Source organism: Marinococcus salis (genome assembly GCF_054971365.1).
Genome location: NZ_JBQOJB010000020.1, coordinates 1 through 16,394, shown reverse-complemented (window position 1 = coordinate 16,394; position 16,394 = coordinate 1). Strand labels below are relative to the sequence as shown.

Annotated in this window: 19 protein-coding genes; 11 read left to right on the top strand and 8 right to left on the bottom strand. The window is 43.0% G+C overall.

All coding sequences use genetic code 11. The features are described 5' to 3' along the window. Positions 1-55: 55 nt before the first annotated feature. Entirely contained in the window at positions 56-421 is a 366-nt protein-coding gene (locus ACTTK6_RS13765; RefSeq protein WP_079475998.1) for an IDEAL domain-containing protein, read from the bottom strand. Between the two features lie 102 nt (positions 422-523). Further along, positions 524-934 carry an RrF2 family transcriptional regulator gene (locus ACTTK6_RS13760; RefSeq protein ID WP_462833708.1) on the bottom strand — a complete coding sequence of 137 codons (411 nt, stop codon included), beginning with the start codon at positions 932-934 and terminating at the stop codon, positions 524-526. 133 nt (positions 935-1,067) lie between these two features. On the opposite strand from ACTTK6_RS13760, the gene ACTTK6_RS13755 reads away from it, so the two are divergent. The 4 genes from ACTTK6_RS13755 to trhO all read left to right on the top strand — a co-directional run bounded on the left by ACTTK6_RS13755 (position 1,068) and on the right by trhO (position 3,556). Next, entirely contained in the window at positions 1,068-1,472 is a 405-nt protein-coding gene (locus ACTTK6_RS13755; RefSeq protein ID WP_462833707.1) for an N-acetylmuramoyl-L-alanine amidase family protein, read from the top strand. 108 nt (positions 1,473-1,580) lie between these two features. Beyond that, positions 1,581-1,847 (top strand): hypothetical protein, encoded by a 267-nt coding sequence (locus ACTTK6_RS13750; RefSeq protein WP_079476001.1) that lies wholly within the window; start codon positions 1,581-1,583, stop codon positions 1,845-1,847. A 168-nt stretch (positions 1,848-2,015) separates the two neighbouring features. After that, entirely contained in the window at positions 2,016-2,297 is a 282-nt protein-coding gene (locus tag ACTTK6_RS13745) for a holin (RefSeq protein ID WP_244897386.1), read from the top strand. 284 nt (positions 2,298-2,581) lie between these two features. Then, a complete protein-coding gene (trhO, locus tag ACTTK6_RS13740; RefSeq protein ID WP_462833706.1) occupies positions 2,582-3,556 on the top strand; it encodes an oxygen-dependent tRNA uridine(34) hydroxylase TrhO in 975 nt (324 codons plus the stop codon). 45 nt (positions 3,557-3,601) lie between these two features. On the opposite strand, the gene ACTTK6_RS13735 is transcribed toward trhO, so the two are convergent. From ACTTK6_RS13735 to fdhF, 3 genes are all read right to left on the bottom strand, one after another. After that, positions 3,602-4,291 carry a phosphatase PAP2 family protein gene (locus ACTTK6_RS13735; RefSeq protein WP_094907821.1) on the bottom strand — a complete coding sequence of 230 codons (690 nt, stop codon included), beginning with the start codon at positions 4,289-4,291 and terminating at the stop codon, positions 3,602-3,604. 107 nt (positions 4,292-4,398) lie between these two features. Beyond that, a complete protein-coding gene (locus tag ACTTK6_RS13730; protein ID WP_079476005.1) occupies positions 4,399-4,935 on the bottom strand; it encodes a helical membrane plugin domain-containing protein in 537 nt (178 codons plus the stop codon). Further along, on the bottom strand, positions 4,935-7,889 hold the full coding sequence (gene fdhF / locus ACTTK6_RS13725; protein WP_462833705.1) for a formate dehydrogenase subunit alpha: 2,955 nt from the start codon (positions 7,887-7,889) through the stop codon (positions 4,935-4,937). The genes ACTTK6_RS13730 and fdhF overlap by 1 nt, the downstream gene beginning before the upstream one ends. Positions 7,890-8,189: 300 nt before the next feature. On the opposite strand from fdhF, the gene ACTTK6_RS13720 reads away from it, so the two are divergent. After that, positions 8,190-8,879 carry a Na-translocating system protein MpsC family protein gene (locus ACTTK6_RS13720; protein WP_462833704.1) on the top strand — a complete coding sequence of 230 codons (690 nt, stop codon included), beginning with the start codon at positions 8,190-8,192 and terminating at the stop codon, positions 8,877-8,879. A gap of 68 nt (positions 8,880-8,947) precedes the next feature. On the opposite strand, the gene ACTTK6_RS13715 is transcribed toward ACTTK6_RS13720, so the two are convergent. Beyond that, positions 8,948-9,139 carry a hypothetical protein gene (locus tag ACTTK6_RS13715; protein ID WP_462833703.1) on the bottom strand — a complete coding sequence of 64 codons (192 nt, stop codon included), beginning with the start codon at positions 9,137-9,139 and terminating at the stop codon, positions 8,948-8,950. A 718-nt stretch (positions 9,140-9,857) separates the two neighbouring features. Here ACTTK6_RS13715 and ACTTK6_RS13710 point away from each other — a divergent pair. The 4 genes from ACTTK6_RS13710 to ACTTK6_RS13695 all read left to right on the top strand — a co-directional run bounded on the left by ACTTK6_RS13710 (position 9,858) and on the right by ACTTK6_RS13695 (position 12,770). Beyond that, positions 9,858-10,610 (top strand): Na-translocating system protein MpsC family protein, encoded by a 753-nt coding sequence (locus ACTTK6_RS13710; RefSeq protein ID WP_462833702.1) that lies wholly within the window; start codon positions 9,858-9,860, stop codon positions 10,608-10,610. A gap of 338 nt (positions 10,611-10,948) precedes the next feature. Then, complete coding sequence (locus ACTTK6_RS13705) at positions 10,949-11,677, top strand: Na-translocating system protein MpsC family protein (protein ID WP_462833701.1); 729 nt, start codon at positions 10,949-10,951, stop codon at positions 11,675-11,677. Positions 11,678-11,875: 198 nt separating this feature from the next. After that, positions 11,876-12,568: a Na-translocating system protein MpsC family protein gene (locus ACTTK6_RS13700; RefSeq protein ID WP_158219044.1), complete on the top strand. Its 693-nt coding sequence runs from the start codon at positions 11,876-11,878 to the stop codon at positions 12,566-12,568. A gap of 76 nt (positions 12,569-12,644) precedes the next feature. After that, positions 12,645-12,770, top strand: a complete 126-nt coding sequence (locus ACTTK6_RS13695) for a hypothetical protein (protein WP_462833700.1) — start codon at positions 12,645-12,647, stop codon at positions 12,768-12,770. A gap of 223 nt (positions 12,771-12,993) precedes the next feature. Here the strand turns inward: ACTTK6_RS13695 and ACTTK6_RS13690 are convergent, their stop codons facing one another. Both ACTTK6_RS13690 and ACTTK6_RS13685 read right to left on the bottom strand, forming a co-directional pair. Further along, complete coding sequence (locus ACTTK6_RS13690) at positions 12,994-13,311, bottom strand: hypothetical protein (RefSeq protein ID WP_079476009.1); 318 nt, start codon at positions 13,309-13,311, stop codon at positions 12,994-12,996. A 147-nt stretch (positions 13,312-13,458) separates the two neighbouring features. Then, positions 13,459-13,905 (bottom strand): hypothetical protein, encoded by a 447-nt coding sequence (locus ACTTK6_RS13685; RefSeq protein WP_079476010.1) that lies wholly within the window; start codon positions 13,903-13,905, stop codon positions 13,459-13,461. Positions 13,906-14,135: 230 nt separating this feature from the next. Between ACTTK6_RS13685 and ACTTK6_RS13680 the strand changes: the two genes are divergently transcribed. Together ACTTK6_RS13680 and ACTTK6_RS13675 are read left to right on the top strand one after the other, a co-directional pair. Further along, positions 14,136-15,365, top strand: coding sequence for an ABC transporter substrate-binding protein (locus ACTTK6_RS13680; RefSeq protein ID WP_462833699.1), 1,230 nt, complete (start codon positions 14,136-14,138; stop codon positions 15,363-15,365). Positions 15,366-15,387: 22 nt separating this feature from the next. Beyond that, entirely contained in the window at positions 15,388-16,347 is a 960-nt protein-coding gene (locus ACTTK6_RS13675) for a TIM-barrel domain-containing protein (RefSeq protein WP_462833698.1), read from the top strand. The last annotated feature ends 47 nt before the right edge of the window (positions 16,348-16,394 follow it).

The window sequence follows — 16,394 nt, the reverse complement described above, 5'->3', positions numbered from 1 at the left end:
CAAAAAAAGCCCTTTGCAGTATTTTGCAAAGGGCTTTCGTAATGTCAATGCCTGCCTAGTATTCGCTGTAATTTGACAGCGCATAGGAAGAATCGTTGGAAGACCGGACATTGGTTTTATTATTCAATTCGGAAGTGAGCTCCAGGAACCATTGTTTGTCATTGGTAACCAGGGCAAGGTCAATCAGGTCGTACAGCTCGTCTTCAGAAACGGGCTGGACAGTATTCAGCTTGCTTACTTTGTGAAGCAGCAGTTCAGCGGATTTTTCCATAATATCTTCGTTATCAGAAGAAATAACTTTTACTTTGATTGTTTGATAAGATTCTTCAATTGCTTCGACATAACCTACTACCAATTCACCATAAATAGTGGTTCCTCGAACCCAATCTCCTACCGAAATAATATCGTTTGTTGGTAACATTCGCGTAACCTCCTAAGGATTACATATTAATTAATAGTGCTGTAATCTGAATTATCTATAACTATACATTTCCCTGTTTTTTATTGCAAAAACATTGCTCAGTTAATTTGTTATACATTTCTTGAGCATATCAGCAATCGTGTATTGATCGAGGTGCTCTCCAAATAAGCTTTCTCCGTCCGAAAAAACACCGCCAAGCACATGCTTCATGTTAGCCCCTACGTCGCATGAAGGGTTTTCCTCAGGGCAACGGGGCTGCAGAGTGCCCTTTGACGTAATCTGGTACACATCCCATAAGGTGACAGCTTCTGGTGGCCTGGAAAGGACAAAGCCGCCGCCAGCGCCTTCCTTGGACCGAATCAACCCATGCTGCTTCAACAAGCTTAACACTTTCCGTATCCGCACCGGATGCACGGAGGCGCTCTCAGCAATGAAAGAACTGGATGCAGCCCTTTCAGACTGATGAGCAAGCAGGGTTAAGCTGTGTACGGCTAAAGAAAAGTGGCTGTTCATACATATCTCTCCGGTTAAAAAGATTTATTAATGTTTATACTGTAATTATAAATATTACAGTTTTATTTGTCAAATGCAATTAATTCTATTGATACATCGAAGCGAGCGGCAGCGAGTTATTTCCTAATTTTGCATGCCTGAATTTCGCCTTGCCGAAGCTGGAGTAGCCGGAAAGACAATAGCCATTAAGGCAGGACATAGCGGGCATGATCCCGGAGCTGTTAGGGACGGTGTATATGAAAAAGAACTGGTACACGATGTTGCAGTTCGTACGAAAGAAAGGCGGGAGCAGGGAGGGACAGAAGTGATTCTGACGCGCTCTGGCGACAGCTATGCAGAACTAAAGGAACGAGCGCGGCTTGCCAATGAAGCAGGAGCGGATTCATTTGTCAGCATTCATGCAAACGCAGCTTCTGCTGATGGTTCAGAAACCTATTGTTTTGTAACAAATGCAGAGGAAGCCGTGGATATGAAGAAAAGCTCTTTCCGAAATGAAGCAGCCAACGCGATCTATCTGGGCTTGAATGAATACCATTAATTCTCTGAACATGAGATTAGAATTCGTGTATCTGTTCATGGTATAATATAAATCTATCCATGCATTGCATTATTCCGTGTCATTGATCCTAGGAGAAGGAGTGAAGACATGAAAACATTTGAAGAGGTGGTCCGTACTTTAGCGGATATAGAAATGCAGTCTGTTGCTCAAACGAGATCAAGACACGAATTCCAGAGTGAGCGCGAATATTACTCTCATTTTCTCCGCAATAAAGATCTCTCCTTTTATTTGGACACAGTAGAGGAAATGTATCCACTAGAGGCGAAAACCTACGGGGCAGAAGAGATTGTCCGGGGAATGGCTGCATATATCGAAGCAGGGGCTATGCCTGACCGGGAGCCGTTGACCGAATAAAGCCGCAGCGGAGAAAACAAAAACTGAATTGAAAATTATAAATGATGAACCCGGGGACTCCGGGTTCTTTTTATTGTACAGAATTTTTTGGGAAAGATGGTTTACTAATCACCTTCCTGATGCCTTTTAAAGAAAGCATAATAAACAAAAGGAGGCATTAACTTGGAAGTGAGTCCGGAATTTCTTCTGTACATGTCGTTTATTGGAACAGCCAGTACCGCTTTGATGGAGCTATTAAAGCGGGTGGCGCCGGTGCCTATCAAGTATATACCTCTTTTCACGCTTGGAATTGGGGTGGTGCTGGCATTAATGCCTTTTCCATTCGTAAATGCAGTTTTGGCGGAGCGTGTATGGGCAGGGGTACTCGCCGGCCTGGGAGGCACTGGCATGTTTGAGAACCTAAAGCAAAGCAGCCGGACAAAGGGAGCGCAACGTAAAAATCATTTATAGGGACCGGTAAATATTGTGTTGTCTCAATCTTTTTTCCTTGTTCAGAAAACTTTTTCATTTGCCGGAACAGGGAAATTTTTATATAATATGTCTGCACACCAAGAAACCCCGCTGATGAAGCAGGGACTTTTTTATGTGGACGAAAGGGCCGAGTTCCTGTTATGAAAGACATGCCTTATTATCAGAAGGATAGAAAAGTGACTTTTGTGTGCCAACGTGTTCCGATTGCAAGACGGAAGACGAGGAATGTATCTTGCAAATATATTCCGGATAGGTGAGAACAAATGACAGAAGAAAATCAGGCATACCGGGTGTTATTGTATTACAATTACACGAATGTAGAAGACCCTGAAAACTTTGCTGCAGAGCATCTGGCTTTCTGCAAAGAACTTGGGCTGAAGGGCCGGATCATTGTTGCAGAGGAAGGCATCAACGGTACTGTTTCCGGCACCGTAGACCAGACGGAAGCATATATGCAGGAACTGACGGGGGATGAGAGGTTCAAAGATACCGAATTCAAGGTGGATTATGCCGAAGGCCACGCGTTCAAGAAAATGCACGTGCGTCCGCGTTCAGAGCTGGTGTCGCTGTATCTCGAAGATGACATTAACCCTAATGAACAGACCGGCGAGCACTTAAGTCCGAAAGAGTTCTACGAAGCCTTGCAGAGCGATGAAACGATCGTGCTTGATGCACGAAATGATTATGAATATGACCTCGGGCATTTTCGGGGAGCTATACGCCCAGACATTAACGCATTCCGGGAGCTGCCAGATTGGGTAAGAGAAAACCGGGAAAAGCTTGAAGGTAAAAAAATATTAACCTATTGTACTGGCGGCATCCGCTGTGAGAAGTTTTCCGGGTTTTTGAAAGAAGAAGGATTTGACGATGTGGCGCAGCTACACGGCGGCATTGTGTCCTATGGTAAGGACCCGGAAGTGAAAGGGGAACTGTGGGACGGAAAATGCTACGTGTTTGACCAGCGCATCAGCGTTCCCATCAACCAGGTCGAACACCGCGTAATTGGAAGGGACCATTTTAACGGAGAGCCGTGCGAGCGCTACGTTAACTGTGCAGATCCTGATTGCAATAATCAGATCATCTGCTCTGAAGAAAACGAGCATAAATATATGAGAAGCTGCACGACGCAATGCATGACCCATCCACGTAACCGTTATATGGAAGAGCATGGATTATCTAAAGAAGACGTGGAGAGAAAAATAGAAGCAAGAAAAGCAGAACAAATGCAAAATGCATAAATGTAATTTAGTGAAGCCCCCGGCGTCTTGTGCCGGGGGCTTCACTTAGGTTTGTCTGCGATATTTATTCCATATCGTAAGCTCAAGAGCGATGATGCAGATGAGCAGCCAAAACAAGCCAACTGAAATGCCTGCGAGTACATCCGTAAAATAATGCACGCCCAAAAACATTCGGCTGATGGCTACAAGCAAGGCTAGCACTATCAACAAAATGCCTAGTATCCACTTCCATACAGTCGCTAATCCGCTGCGTATAACTAAATAGGCGAGAAAGCCGTAAAAAGTGACCGCTCCTGTAGCGTGGCCGCTCGGGAAACTGAAGCCGGTACCGTCATAGGCCGCGAGCACTTCCGGACGCTGCCGGGAGAAAAAATTCTTAAAGACAGTCGTAATGATGCTGATGCCGATCATATTTAACGCAAAATAAACGGCGTTCCATCTGCTGAAGGAAGAAAAAAACAGCAAATACACGACGATGACAGCAGCGCCGGCTGTCAGCCAAATCACCGAACCGGCTTCTGTAATCAAGCCCATGACAGCCCGGAGCGTTTCGGAATTAAACATCGATACAATATTTTGAGCTGTCCGGTCAGCCGTAAATGTTTCCTGTTCAAGCACTTCTTCTCCCATTTCCAGGAAAAGAAAAGCTGTCGTAAACAGCGTAAGCAGACCGGCAATGATAAGTATCCAGGAACTTTTTGGTACGTCAGACAGATGTAGGCCTCTAAAAGACAATAATATTTGCTCCCTTAATTTATTTTTCATTCTATTCCCGCGCATAGGCTGCTTTCAAACAAAAAAGCCAGGCTGCAAAATGCAGCCTGGAGGAAGGGAACAGCAGGTTAAACTTTTGTATCTGGCTTGCGTTCGTTTTGTTCTCTTTCCATTTCCGGCTTGCCTGTTTCGCCCATGCCACGCATAAAGGCGATACCAAGTGAAAGCGTGTGATTGACTTCGGGATCCCGGAGCAGCTTTAATAATTGGAAGATATTAACCGTTTGCTTGGTATCTTCTTTTTCTTCTTCCATTTTTGCCACACGCTCGAGTCCTTTGTTTAATTTCAATAGAATCGGCTGCATGCTTTCGACATCAAGTTTCCCGGCTTCCCCAGCGAGAAGAAGCAGGTTTTTCAGCATGTTGGTGCTGCCTTCAGTGTTCATCGCATTTACTGCGACGTTTAATACTTTATCCCCTTCGCTGAGAAGTCCGTTTGCCATGTCCAGCAGGCCGGATTCATCAAGCAGGTTCGCGGTGCGCACCATCTTTTCCAGGCTTTCTTTATTATCAAGCAGCTGGGACTGGAGTTCTTCCATGTCCCGCTGTTTGAGTTCCTCTTCGGAGAATTTCAGCTTTTCGATATGAGTTATACGCTCAGCCATTAGCGATTCTCCTTTCTCACCATGTCGCCAGGGAAGATGTAGTCATTACGCTTCCATTTCCGTTCTACTTCCACGCCGTTCTGCGGCTGGGGATTTCCGTAACGGAAGTTGTTTTTCGGCATCGGTGCTTCGCCGTCTGTGCTGAGTACTTCCATAAACACCTGGGCTTCTTTATAGGCCGGAGTATCTGTATCCTTATCTGCTTCACTGCTTGTCAAACGGTTGATCGCAGATTCACCGGAATTGTTCATCGGAATGTACAGCTGCTTTTCTTTCACACGGTCAGTAACAAGCGCCTGGATACGCACTGCCCCGTATGGGGATTTAAGCCTTACAAGCGCTCCGCTTTCAAGTCCGCGCTCTTCAGCAAGCTCTGGAGAAATCTCGACAAAGTTGTCCGGTGTTTTCAGCGTGATGCCTTCTGTTTTATACGTCATATTGCCTTCGTGGAAGTGTTCAAGCATCCGGCCGTTGTTTACGTGCAGGTCGTATTGTTCTCCAAAGGTTTGAGGCTCTGTCCAATGGACCGGATAGAATCTCGCTTTTCCATTCGGGAACTGGAAACGAGAGGTGTAAAGAAGCGGCTCATCCTGGCCTTCTTTTGTTACTGGCCATACGAGAGAGTCATATCCTTCAAGCCGCTCGTAGGAAACCCCTTCGAAGAACGGAGAGAGTGAAGCTGCTTCTGCCATAATTTCAGACGGATGGCTGTAGTTCCAGTCAGCACCCATCCGGTTGGCGACAAGCTGCAGAATTTCCCAGTCCGGCTTAGAGTTACCGAGTGGGTCGAGTGCTTTATACAAACGCTGAATCCGGCGTTCGGTATTTACGAACGTGCCGTCTTTTTCCAGGCTTGGGCTTGCTGGGAGCACCACATCAGCAAACTTGGCTGTTTCGGAGAGGAAAATATCCTGCACCACGAAAAAATCAAGCTTTTCAAAGCCCTGCTGCACGTAGTTAATGTTGGAGTCGACAAGCGCCATTTCTTCGCCTTTCAGATAAAGGCTGCGCAGGCGGCCTTCGTGCATTGCATCCACCATTTCGTGGTTCGTCATACCGACTTCACTGGAAAGCTTAGTGTTCCAGCCCTGTTCAAACTTATGGCGGACTTCTTCGTCTTCAACGGATTGATAGCCGGGAAGAAGGTTCGGTGCGCTTCCGAAGTCTGTAGCACCCTGGACGTTATTATGTCCGCGGAGAGGGTAAGCACCGGTACCGTTACGACCGTAGTTGCCGGAGACAAGCAGCAGGTTCGATATTGCGGTGCTCGTATCCGCACCTCCAGAGTGCTGGGTAACTCCCATTGCCCACAGCGCACAGGTAGTATCTGCTTCATGGATGCTCTCAGCGATGCCAATTAATTCCTCGCGGGAGAGACCGGTCTGCTCCACAGCGTAATCGATGGTGTACATTTCGAGTTCTTTAACAAAGTCGTCGTAGTAATCCACGCGCTCATTAATAAATTCTTCGTCCTGCCAGCCCTGGTCGATAATATATTTAGCGACGGCGTTCAGCCATACAAGGTCAGAGCCGGGCTTTGGCTGAATAAACATGTCTGAGCGCTCCGCCATTTCGTGCTTTCTGATATCGGATACGATCAGCTTCTGGTTGCGCAGCTTATGCGAGCTTTTAATCCGAGTGGCAAGGACCGGGTGGGATTCGGAGGTATTAGTCCCTACAGTAATAACAAGCTCCGCATTTTTAATATCCTCGATTGTTCCAGTGTCGCCGCCATAGCCAAGGGTGCGGAACAGCCCCTGGGTGGCCGGTGTCTGGCAATACCGGGAGCAGTTATCAATGTTGTTTGTCCCCATGACGGAACGGGAGAGCTTCTGCATAAGATAGGACTCTTCGTTCGTCGTTTTGGAAGAACTGATAAACGCAAGAGCATCGTTGCCGCTTTCTTCCTTAATGGAAGTAAAGTTTTTCTGGATCACGTTTAAAGCATGCTCCCAGCTTGTCTCGACAAACTGGCCGTTTTCACGGACGAGCGGATTCTGAAGGCGTTCTTCGCTGTTTACAAAATCCCAGCCGAATTTGCCTTTTACACAGGTGGAAATACCGTTTGCAGGGGCTTCTGCCTGCGGCTCAATTTTTAGAATTTCACGGTCTTTTGTCCAGACATCAAAGCTGCAGCCAACGCCGCAGTAAGTACATACTGTTTTTGTTTTTTCGATGCGGTCATCGCGCATTTTGGATTCCATATTGGATAGGGCCAGAATTGAGCTGTAGCCGGTTTCCACATCCTTGGTGATGTCAATCATCGGACGGAGGGTATCTTCTTTAAGTCCGGTCATATAGCCGGCTTCGCCTTCCATATTTGTTTCAATTAAAGCGTTGCATGGGCACACGGTCGAACAGTGGCCACAGGAAACACAGGAGGATTCGCCGATCGGAACATCATTGTCCCAAATGACGCGGGGACGTTCGCGTTCCCAGTCAATGGATAGAGTTTCCGTCACCTGGACGTCCTGACAGGCTTCCACGCAGCGTCCGCAAAGAATGCACTGATCCGGATCATAACGGTAGTGCGGGTTCGTATAGTCTTTTTCATACGGTTTGGTTTCGAAAGGTACACTCTGATGTTCAACCCGCATTGCTTCAACCGTGTTGTGGATTTCACAGCCGCCATTGTTGTAGTCGCAGACGGTACAGTAAAGCTCATGATTATGCAAAATGCGGTCCATCGCAATTTTTTGCGCCTGGTCAACGTCAGGCGTAAGTGTTTCGATGACGTCATCTTCTTTAAATTCGGTGGAACAGGCACGGACAATTTCTCCGTTCACCTTTACCATACAGGTATCACAGGTTTCAATCGCACCCAGGCTCGGGTGATAGCAGACATTCGGCACTTCTTCGTTGGTGCCTCGTGTGTAATCTAGGATAGTGGAATCGTCCGAAACTTTGCGTTCGGTGCCATTCATCGTTACTCGAATAATCGACAAAATAATCATCCTTCCATTTTGGAAATAAAATTGGACTAGAGGAATTAAAAGAAATAGAGGACAGTAGATGATTGCCGCACTCGCTTATGTAAGAGCCAAGGGAGTGCCCCTCCTATTTCAGCTTTACAAGTCTGTATTAAGAAAGCTTTATAAAATAGAAGTCAATTACATGTTTCCCACTGTGCCAGAGGATAAAACAATATTTTAAATTAAAAATTAATAAATAAATAATCATTAGTTTAATAGCTGTTACTAAGGGTATTAAAATATATTGCAAATAATTACTCTGAAATCATTGGAGGCAACGTCATGGAAAGCCCGGGTATAGAAAGAGAAATTGCCAGTTATACAGGTAAGCTGTTGAGAGAGCAGTTCGGCAAAGGACCTGAAACGGTCTCAGCCGTCCTAAAGGGGCCGTTTATTACAATACACCTCCAAAACTTTCTGACACCTATGGAAAACATTATTATGGAAGAGGAAGATGAAGAAGAAGTCCAGGACTTAAGAGAAAGTATTATGAGCCGGACGCTGCCGCGTATTATGGAACATCTGCAGGAAAAAACGAAGCAGAGGTACGGCAGTCTTTATTATGATTTCAACATAGATAATCGCACGGGTGTTTTTATAGGAATCAATAAAGAAACTGATGACAATGAAAAAAATTCTTCCTCTTTTGTCGGACAAAAAAAATTAGAAGAAAAAATAAGCGAACTTAGCACAGGATCGAAGGAAACGCCAAAAGCCGTGTTCTCTCAAATGCTTACGAAAAAAATGATTTTAGTAGAAAGGAAAGGAATACTTACTGATGTAGATAAAGAGCTTATACGGCTTGGCTACGATAAAGAACTAAAGCAGGCAAAGCGCCTTGTTGATAAAAGAACGCTTGGGGAACATCGGTCTTTTAAATCTATTGCCGGAAGAAAGGTGAACGATTTTTTTGTGGACTGGGACTTTGAAAATGACAGAAGCATTATCGTTTTCATCTTAGAAAAAGGATAGTGAAGACGATTAAAATTTAAGAAAGGAACCTTCTGCAGAACAATGCTGCCGTTCTGCAGAAGCCTCATCTATTCACGGTCTTTTTCTGAAAAGTCATCAGGGTTTTTCTCACTGGGTTGATTATCCCCCCATCTTTTATCATCGTCTTTTTGGGTTTTTCCTTCTTCCTGGGGTTCGATGTCTGTTCCACGTTTTTCGCGTTTTTGTTTCTCTTCGAGAGATTCCTGGCCATTTTTTTGCGATTTTTTATGATCAGTCATGATTTTACCCTCCTCTTTTTAAAAAGTATGAATACTAACGTTTCCACAGGCGTTAACTAAAAGCAGTGAGAATAGGGGGTGCAGTCGTTAATTAAAAAACTCACAAATTCTTCTAAATTATTGATGCCCAGTATTTAAATTAAAAAAAGCCAAAAAACCCGCAGGACGGATTTTTTGGCTTTCGGACAGCTGAGCGTCTGTCCAACTAAACCAATACTATTAGTTCGACTTTAATACGTGGTTTAATTACATACATGCACCATAATCTTATTTATGAATTTATGCAAGATGATACAGGGAAAATAAGACAAAAGTAGCACCGCCTAAGCTGAGGCGGATGTTAATGTTTACCCCGCCGATACCGCATTCGATTTCGTGAAGCGGGTTAAATCGACCCGGAACTCTTCAGTAATAACCCGGTGTCCGGGAAAGAATAGAAATAGCGGTTTAAATATGTACCACTGAGAGAATAATATACACAAGAAGTATACAAACATATACTTTAGCTTTCAAACACTCAGGGCTCAATAGAAAGAACTGTAAGAATTAAAATAATATGATAGCAAGTGCGGCAATAGCTGCTGGAATAAAGTCGGCGGCAAGCCAGAAGGAGTCCCGGGGGCCTTTCTGGCTTTTTTATTGTTTTAGCTAAATATGTCCCCACTGGCTGCAAAGCTGTTATAAGCAGATCATATAAATAATGAAAGGAGCAGTTAGAGTGCCTATAGATAAGGAAAGCAGAACATCCATAAGCAGCAAAATTGGAAAGCAATTGCAGGAAAACTTTGGCATAAGGCCCTCTGCCCTTCAAGTAACCGCCAGCAGTTGCTATATCTTTATTGATGTACAAAATTTTTTAAGCCCGGTGGAGAAAGAATTAATCAGCGGGGACAAAATGGAAAAAGTAATAAAATGCCGAAACAACGTAATGGAACAACTGCTACCTAAAATAAAAAAGACAATAGAAGCGCATGCGGGTGTTTACTTGAAGGAAATTTATTATGACTGGGACCTAGTGAATGAATCAGGCATGCTGCTTGGCATCGCGGAACAGGAGGAGCAAGGGGAGGAAAGCCTGGAAATCATAAAAGATAAAGAAGTATACAATAATTTAAGTCAGGTGAATTACTGGGTGGGAGGGGAAAACAAGCACGTACAAATATATTGGTTAACCTCTCAAATCATTTTAGTAAAAAGAGAAGAGCTTTTATCTGCTCTGGAGAAAGAATTGATTCAGGCTGGGAAGGACGAGGGCCTTTCTGTGGTGAAGCGGCATTGTGAAATGAAATTAATCAATCAGGAATACGTGGCGGCTACATTGAATAAACAAATAAAAGAAATTTACTTTGCCGGGAATATTACAAACAACTATGGTTTTATGATTGTTGTGCTTGGGGATGAAAAAACAAAAAACCACTTTCCCCGTGAGGGCATAATAAAAGTTCTTCCTGAAGCGGCAGGAGACCAATAGATACTCAATATTTTAATTTCGGCAGCAATGTTTATGATTGCAAAATTAGGTATACTGAATTAGTATTAAATATGCATCTTTAATAGCTGCACCAGTGATAGCTGCACCAGTGCTCCGTCAAAATCTGGGCCAAAGTTTTCAGATATACGCTGAAAATAAGCTTAGTGTAAGGAATTATTCTGTGATTAGTTTGGTTTTATAAATAAAATAAATACGATTTAGCAAAGTCAGGGGACAGAAAGCGCCGCCTGAAAAAGCTGCAAAAGGGATCTTTCCTTTTGCAGCTTTTTTTGTGAAAAAACGAACGGATGAGACAAAAAAGATAAAGGGGTATATCGATGGAGGTAAACAAAATACAATATTCTATTGCCGGATATGTAGGCAGAGTGCTGAGGACCTATTTGGGAAAGGGGCCCAGGTCGACCTACGTAACAATAGCGCCTCCTTACGTAATGATTCAGCTCGAAGGTATGCTGGCGCCGATAGAAGAAATGCTCACCACAGACAAAAAAGAATTAAAAGTAGAGAGACTGCGTTACCTCGTAATGAAAAAAATCGAATTGGAGTTTTGCGGCCAAGTAAGCGACCTGGTCGACTGTAAGGTCGAAAGCGTGTACTTTGACTGGAATCTGGAAAATCAAACCGGTTTGATCATGGCTATTATTAAGACTGATTACAAAGAAGCGTTGGCATGGCCGAAGCCGATGAATGACACAAATCTTAAACAACACCTCTTTTATATGGGAAGAGAAAGCGAAAATATAAATACAGTTTCTGAAACGGCTCATTGGCTGAATGAGCGGCTGTTAGTGGTGGAAAGAACTTTTCAGCTTTCCGCTCTAGAACACGAATTGTTTGAGCGAGGATATGAAGAAGAGCTAAAAAAAGTAAGAAAAGCACTGGGGGAGCAGGCAGTTTGGGAATACGATATAGAAAGGAGTGCTGGCAGGGGGCTGGAGGAAGTTTTTATGATCACCACATATAAAAAGATGAAAAATTACCTTATCCTTTTATTTTGGCCTGATGAAAAGAAAAGCAGCTGCATAAATACGGGTACTGAACAATAAAAAGACTTTAATAACACTTTAATAACACCAGCCAGACAATGTCTGGCTGGTGTTATTAACGAAAAAACTTCCTGTAAAGAAAGAAAGTAAGTTAATATCAGTGGGTAGTTTAGAAAGAATATGTTATGTTTGTTAGCAGAATAAATGAAATAACACATAAAACTCCCTGTTAATACTTCGTTAAAGGACACTGATAAAATGAGACCAACAGAAAACGAAAAAGATATTGCGAGCTTCGCCGGCAGACTGCTGCGGGAGCGATTCGGCAAAGGCCCGGAAGCAGCCCATGTGGTTATGCAGGGTCCTTTTATTACAATCTATCTGCGGCATTTTCTCAGCCCGATGGAGCGGGTTATTCTCGAGCAGGAAGGCGAGCAGGCGGTTTTTCGTCTGCGTGAAAGCATGATGCACAAAATTGTTCCGGAAATTAACGGCTACGTGCAGTCGGTGACCGGACAAGTGTATAAAAACTTTTATCATGACAGCGACTTTGATAAGGAATCCAGTATTTTTGTCGGTATTGATGAAAATGCATATGACGGCGAAAATCCTTTTAAGGAATATGCCGGTAAAAAGAAACTCGAAGAGCGGGTGAGGCAGGTTACTGCGGAGGCAGAAAAAGAGCCCGACAAAGTTTTTTCAGGAATGTTAAATAATAAAACTCTGCTTGTCATCCGGGAAGGGCTGCTGATTAACATTGAAAAGGAGTTAGTGCAGCAGGGATATGAAGAACAGTTAAAGGTCACTAAACGCAAGCTGGAAAAACGGCTGCTAATAGAAGGAAAGTCATTTACGTCCATAGCTGGCATGAATATTGCTGATGTATTTGTTGACTGGGACTTTGAACGGGACCGAAGCGTTATCGTCTTTATCATGAGTGGCTCCGGCTAAACGGCACTGATTGCCTGCGCCGGATGTATCAGCCGGCATAAGCTTGAAAGCAGTGGACACAATAGGAGTAATTCTGTTGCGTGAACGACTGCAGGGCCGCTTCTTCGATGAAGCTTTCCCAATCGGACGGTTTGCTGCTGTTCATGCAGCGGTCGTTAACAAATACAGATTTGTGAATCTTTTGGCCGTCGTGATCAATTAAAAATTTCATAAGTTAAAATATTTCTCCTTTCCTGAATAAATAAAAAAGCCAAAAAGATAAACAGGAGGCAGGTACCCCGTGTCTCTTTTTGGCTTATGGGAAATAGCGCGATTGTCTATCCATTTCCACCGTTTGTTTAATTGTTCTATAAGTAATTGCTTTGTATGTACACCTTAAATGATATGGCTCTTAATTGCAACCATAACAAAGACAGGTAGTACTGCTATTCGGTAGCAGGGGCATCGACTAGGCCGGTGAATCGCAGGCGAAAGTACGTTTCGTCTTCATCAATATACCCCCAGGCGATACGGTCCTTTTTCCAAAAAATCTTAAACTGGTTGCGATCGACAATTTCAAAGCTGTCGCACTCTGAAATGATGCCAAGCGTCTCCAGCTCACGGCAGATCCGCTTTGTTTCTGATAGATACCACATATTCTCCCAACGCGGGTGCTCAAAACGGCTGGTGATGTCTGCAATAACTTCAATAGAACCATTTTGAAGAACACGGTACCGCCCGAAAGAAGCTGCCTGATATTCCATGATTTTCGCCCCATTCGTTTTTCTTTCATTATGCACGAAAAAATAGGTAATTTCTACCTAAAAAAATACTTCCGGCAGAAACCGGAAGTAAAAAGTCCTGTAGAGAAGTAATTACCTGTTTAAAGTTCCTGAACTATGAAAGTCTGTTTATTTCCATTTCATGACGACTTTTAATTTGTTCTGCTCAAAGTAATAGGAATCTATTTTTCCGTAAGGAACTTTTTTCATAGGTTCGAACACTTCCAAGTGAAATCCTGCCTGCTGGTCCTGTACTGAGAAGTAGGGCGGGCGGTCAAAAATTTCTTTAAATACGTCTTCTGCTTCTAAAGGAGAGATGGATTTTAACGTGAAGTAAAGGGCCCGCTCGGAAGCGTGGGAAGGCTCCAGCAGCATGCTGAAACGGCTCTGGCTGCTGTCATTTTTAACTCCTTCAATGCGCAGGACCTGATCCTGGATATGAACTGCGGAAATATCGACATTATCCATTTTTTTAACCTGAAGAACCTTCAGAAACATTTTTTCCGTGACCGGTATGGTTACCCCGTTTTCTTTCGCATCGGTCACTCGTTTTTTAATAGATGAAAAAAGACTCACTATTGATTTCCTCCTCATAATACTGGCTGTTTATTCTTATTCCCGAAATACAAGGCTATGGAACTTCTTTTTTTAACGCGCAATAGATTTTTATATACTTGACTAAAAAATAATTTAAAATAACAACTGTTTTTTAAAGCTCATCACAATTAAATATTGACAGCGCTTTCAAATAAATATAAACTTTGTTTAAGCAATATACTAAATATTATATCAATTGGGGGTTTATTATGAAAAAATCGTATTTAGCGCCGATTCTTAGTTTGCCTATTATCTTAACTGCTTGCGGTGGAGGCGGAGGAAGCGATGAGGGAAGTGGATCTGATGGAAATAATGAAATATTAATGTGGCATTATTACACAGGTTCGGAGGAAGTTTTCAAACAAATGGCTAAGGATTTTAACGAAAGCCAGGATGAATATACGTTAAAAACTGAATATGTGCCCTTTGATGAAATGAAAAAACAATTATCAGTAGGCTCAGCAGGGGAAACACTTCCTGATTTAATTATTTCAGATACAGTAGATAACGCTTCTTTAGCTTCAATGGGGGTACTTAATGATATTTCAAGCGAAGTGGAAGAGTGGGGGGAAATAGACGATTATTTGGAAGCTCCAGTAGCTTCTACTAAGTACGAAGACGGAACATATGGTGTGCCTTTAACTACGAACAGCATTGGGTTATTTTATAATGAAAAAATTCTTGAAGAAAATGGAATCGAAGAAGCGCCGGAAACCTGGGAAGAGTTAAACGAGGCAGCAGAGGCTACTACAAACTCCGATCATGACGGATTTGCTATGTCGGCCGTTAGGTCAGAAGAATCAACGTTCCAATTCTATCCATTTTTATTATCAGCTGGTGCAGATGAAAACTCGCTCGGTTCTCCAGAAGCAGCTGAAGCATTAAACTTCGTGGATAATATGCTTGCAGAAGGTTATATGAGTGAAGAGGTATTGAATTCAACGCAAGACGATTTAGCAAGAAAATTTGCCAATGAAAGCGTAGCAATGATGATTAACGGCCCGTGGGTAGTAGATCGTCTGAAAGAAGAAAATGAAGATTTGGATTTTCAAATAACTTCTATTCCTAAAAAAGAAGAGCATAAATCAGTTATCGGCGGAGACAATTTAGCTGTCGTAGAAAGTGGTAACCAGGAAGGCGCCTGGGAAGCCTTAAGCTACTTCTCTGAACCAGAAAATGTGGAAGAGTTTACGAAAGAAACCGGATATTTTCCACCGAGACAATCTGTATTAAATGATTCTGATTATTGGCAGGAAGACGAACATTTGAGTGCTTTCATACAAACTACTGAAGAAGCAGAAGCACGTGGACCATCTCCGAATTGGCCGGATATTTCAGAAAGTATTCAATTAGCTATTCAGGAATCCCTAACTGATGAAAAAGAGCCTGAGGAAGCTTTAGAGGATGCCCAAAAAAAGGTAGAAAGCGCTAACGAATAAATCCGTCAAGGGAGAGATGAAATTGAGATTAAGAGTAGCGGGAATATTTACAGAAGCCCCGAACAAATTAGAGTGGAGTTATAATAGTGAGCACCTCATTATTGAAGCATGGGGGAAAGACAGCGTTAGAGTGAAAGCTTACAAGAATAATGATTTAACTGAAAATAATTGGGCTCTCATCCCTTCTTCAGAGAATAATGCAGCAATCAGTATTTATGACAACGAAGCATGGCTTCAGCATGGGAAAATTAACGTTCAAATTAAACGCAACGGGAAATTAACTATATTCAATCACCAAAATGAAATTATTGTAGAAGAATATGTAAGAAATCGAAATGATATTAATGAATTTTGCAGCGCTTTGGACATAGATGCCAGAGAATTCCGACCGCTCCTGGGCGGGGATTTCGCTATTACTGCAAGATTTGAGTCAAATAGTAATGAAAAGATATATGGCATGGGACAATATCAGCAGCCGCACCTGGATTTGAAATATTGTTCCTTGGAACTGGCTCAACGAAACTCCCAGGCCACTATTCCTTTTTCTATTTCGAGTAAGGGTTACGGGTTTTTATGGAACAATCCAGCTGTAGGAAATGTTACTTTCGGAAAAAATATTACTGAATGGAAAGCAGAATCTTCAAAGCAATTAGATTACTGGGTTACTGTAGGCGAAACACCGCATAAAATCGTGGAAAATTATACTGCGGTAACAGGAAGAGTACCTATGATGCCTGAATACGGTCTCGGGTTTTGGCAGTGTAAGCTAAGGTACCAGACCCAGGAAGAATTATTGAACGTTGCACGTGAATATTACCGGAGGGGCCTCCCTCTTTCAGTAATAGTGGTTGATTATTTCCATTGGCCTCATCAGGGAGATTGGCGCTTTGATGAAGAATATTGGCCAGATCCACAGGCAATGGTAAAAGAATTGAAAGAGATGGGAATTGAATTAAGGCTCAACACCAAAATATGTTCTTGACCCTTCAATACTGCACCCGCTTGTCGTTACACTCTAAAAGCAGGCGT

Bases quoted from the DNA above. Each gene is read 5' to 3' on its own strand.
- ACTTK6_RS13715 (WP_462833703.1), bottom strand. From the start codon at position 9,139: ATGACTGATCATAAAAAATCGCAAAAAAATGGCCAGGAATCTCTCGAA.
- ACTTK6_RS13760 (WP_462833708.1), bottom strand. From the start codon at position 934: ATGAACAGCCACTTTTCTTTAGCCGTACACAGCTTAACCCTGCTTGCT.
- trhO (WP_462833706.1), top strand. From the start codon at position 2,582: ATGACAGAAGAAAATCAGGCATACCGGGTGTTATTGTATTACAATTAC.
- ACTTK6_RS13700 (WP_158219044.1), top strand. From the start codon at position 11,876: ATGAGACCAACAGAAAACGAAAAAGATATTGCGAGCTTCGCCGGCAGA.
- ACTTK6_RS13765 (WP_079475998.1), bottom strand. From the start codon at position 421: ATGTTACCAACAAACGATATTATTTCGGTAGGAGATTGGGTTCGAGGA.
- ACTTK6_RS13690 (WP_079476009.1), bottom strand. From the start codon at position 13,311: ATGGAATATCAGGCAGCTTCTTTCGGGCGGTACCGTGTTCTTCAAAAT.
- ACTTK6_RS13755 (WP_462833707.1), top strand. From the start codon at position 1,068: ATGCCTGAATTTCGCCTTGCCGAAGCTGGAGTAGCCGGAAAGACAATA.
- ACTTK6_RS13680 (WP_462833699.1), top strand. From the start codon at position 14,136: ATGAAAAAATCGTATTTAGCGCCGATTCTTAGTTTGCCTATTATCTTA.
- fdhF (WP_462833705.1), bottom strand. From the start codon at position 7,889: ATGATTATTTTGTCGATTATTCGAGTAACGATGAATGGCACCGAACGC.
- ACTTK6_RS13720 (WP_462833704.1), top strand. From the start codon at position 8,190: ATGGAAAGCCCGGGTATAGAAAGAGAAATTGCCAGTTATACAGGTAAG.
- ACTTK6_RS13750 (WP_079476001.1), top strand. From the start codon at position 1,581: ATGAAAACATTTGAAGAGGTGGTCCGTACTTTAGCGGATATAGAAATG.
- ACTTK6_RS13705 (WP_462833701.1), top strand. From the start codon at position 10,949: ATGGAGGTAAACAAAATACAATATTCTATTGCCGGATATGTAGGCAGA.
- ACTTK6_RS13730 (WP_079476005.1), bottom strand. From the start codon at position 4,935: ATGGCTGAGCGTATAACTCATATCGAAAAGCTGAAATTCTCCGAAGAG.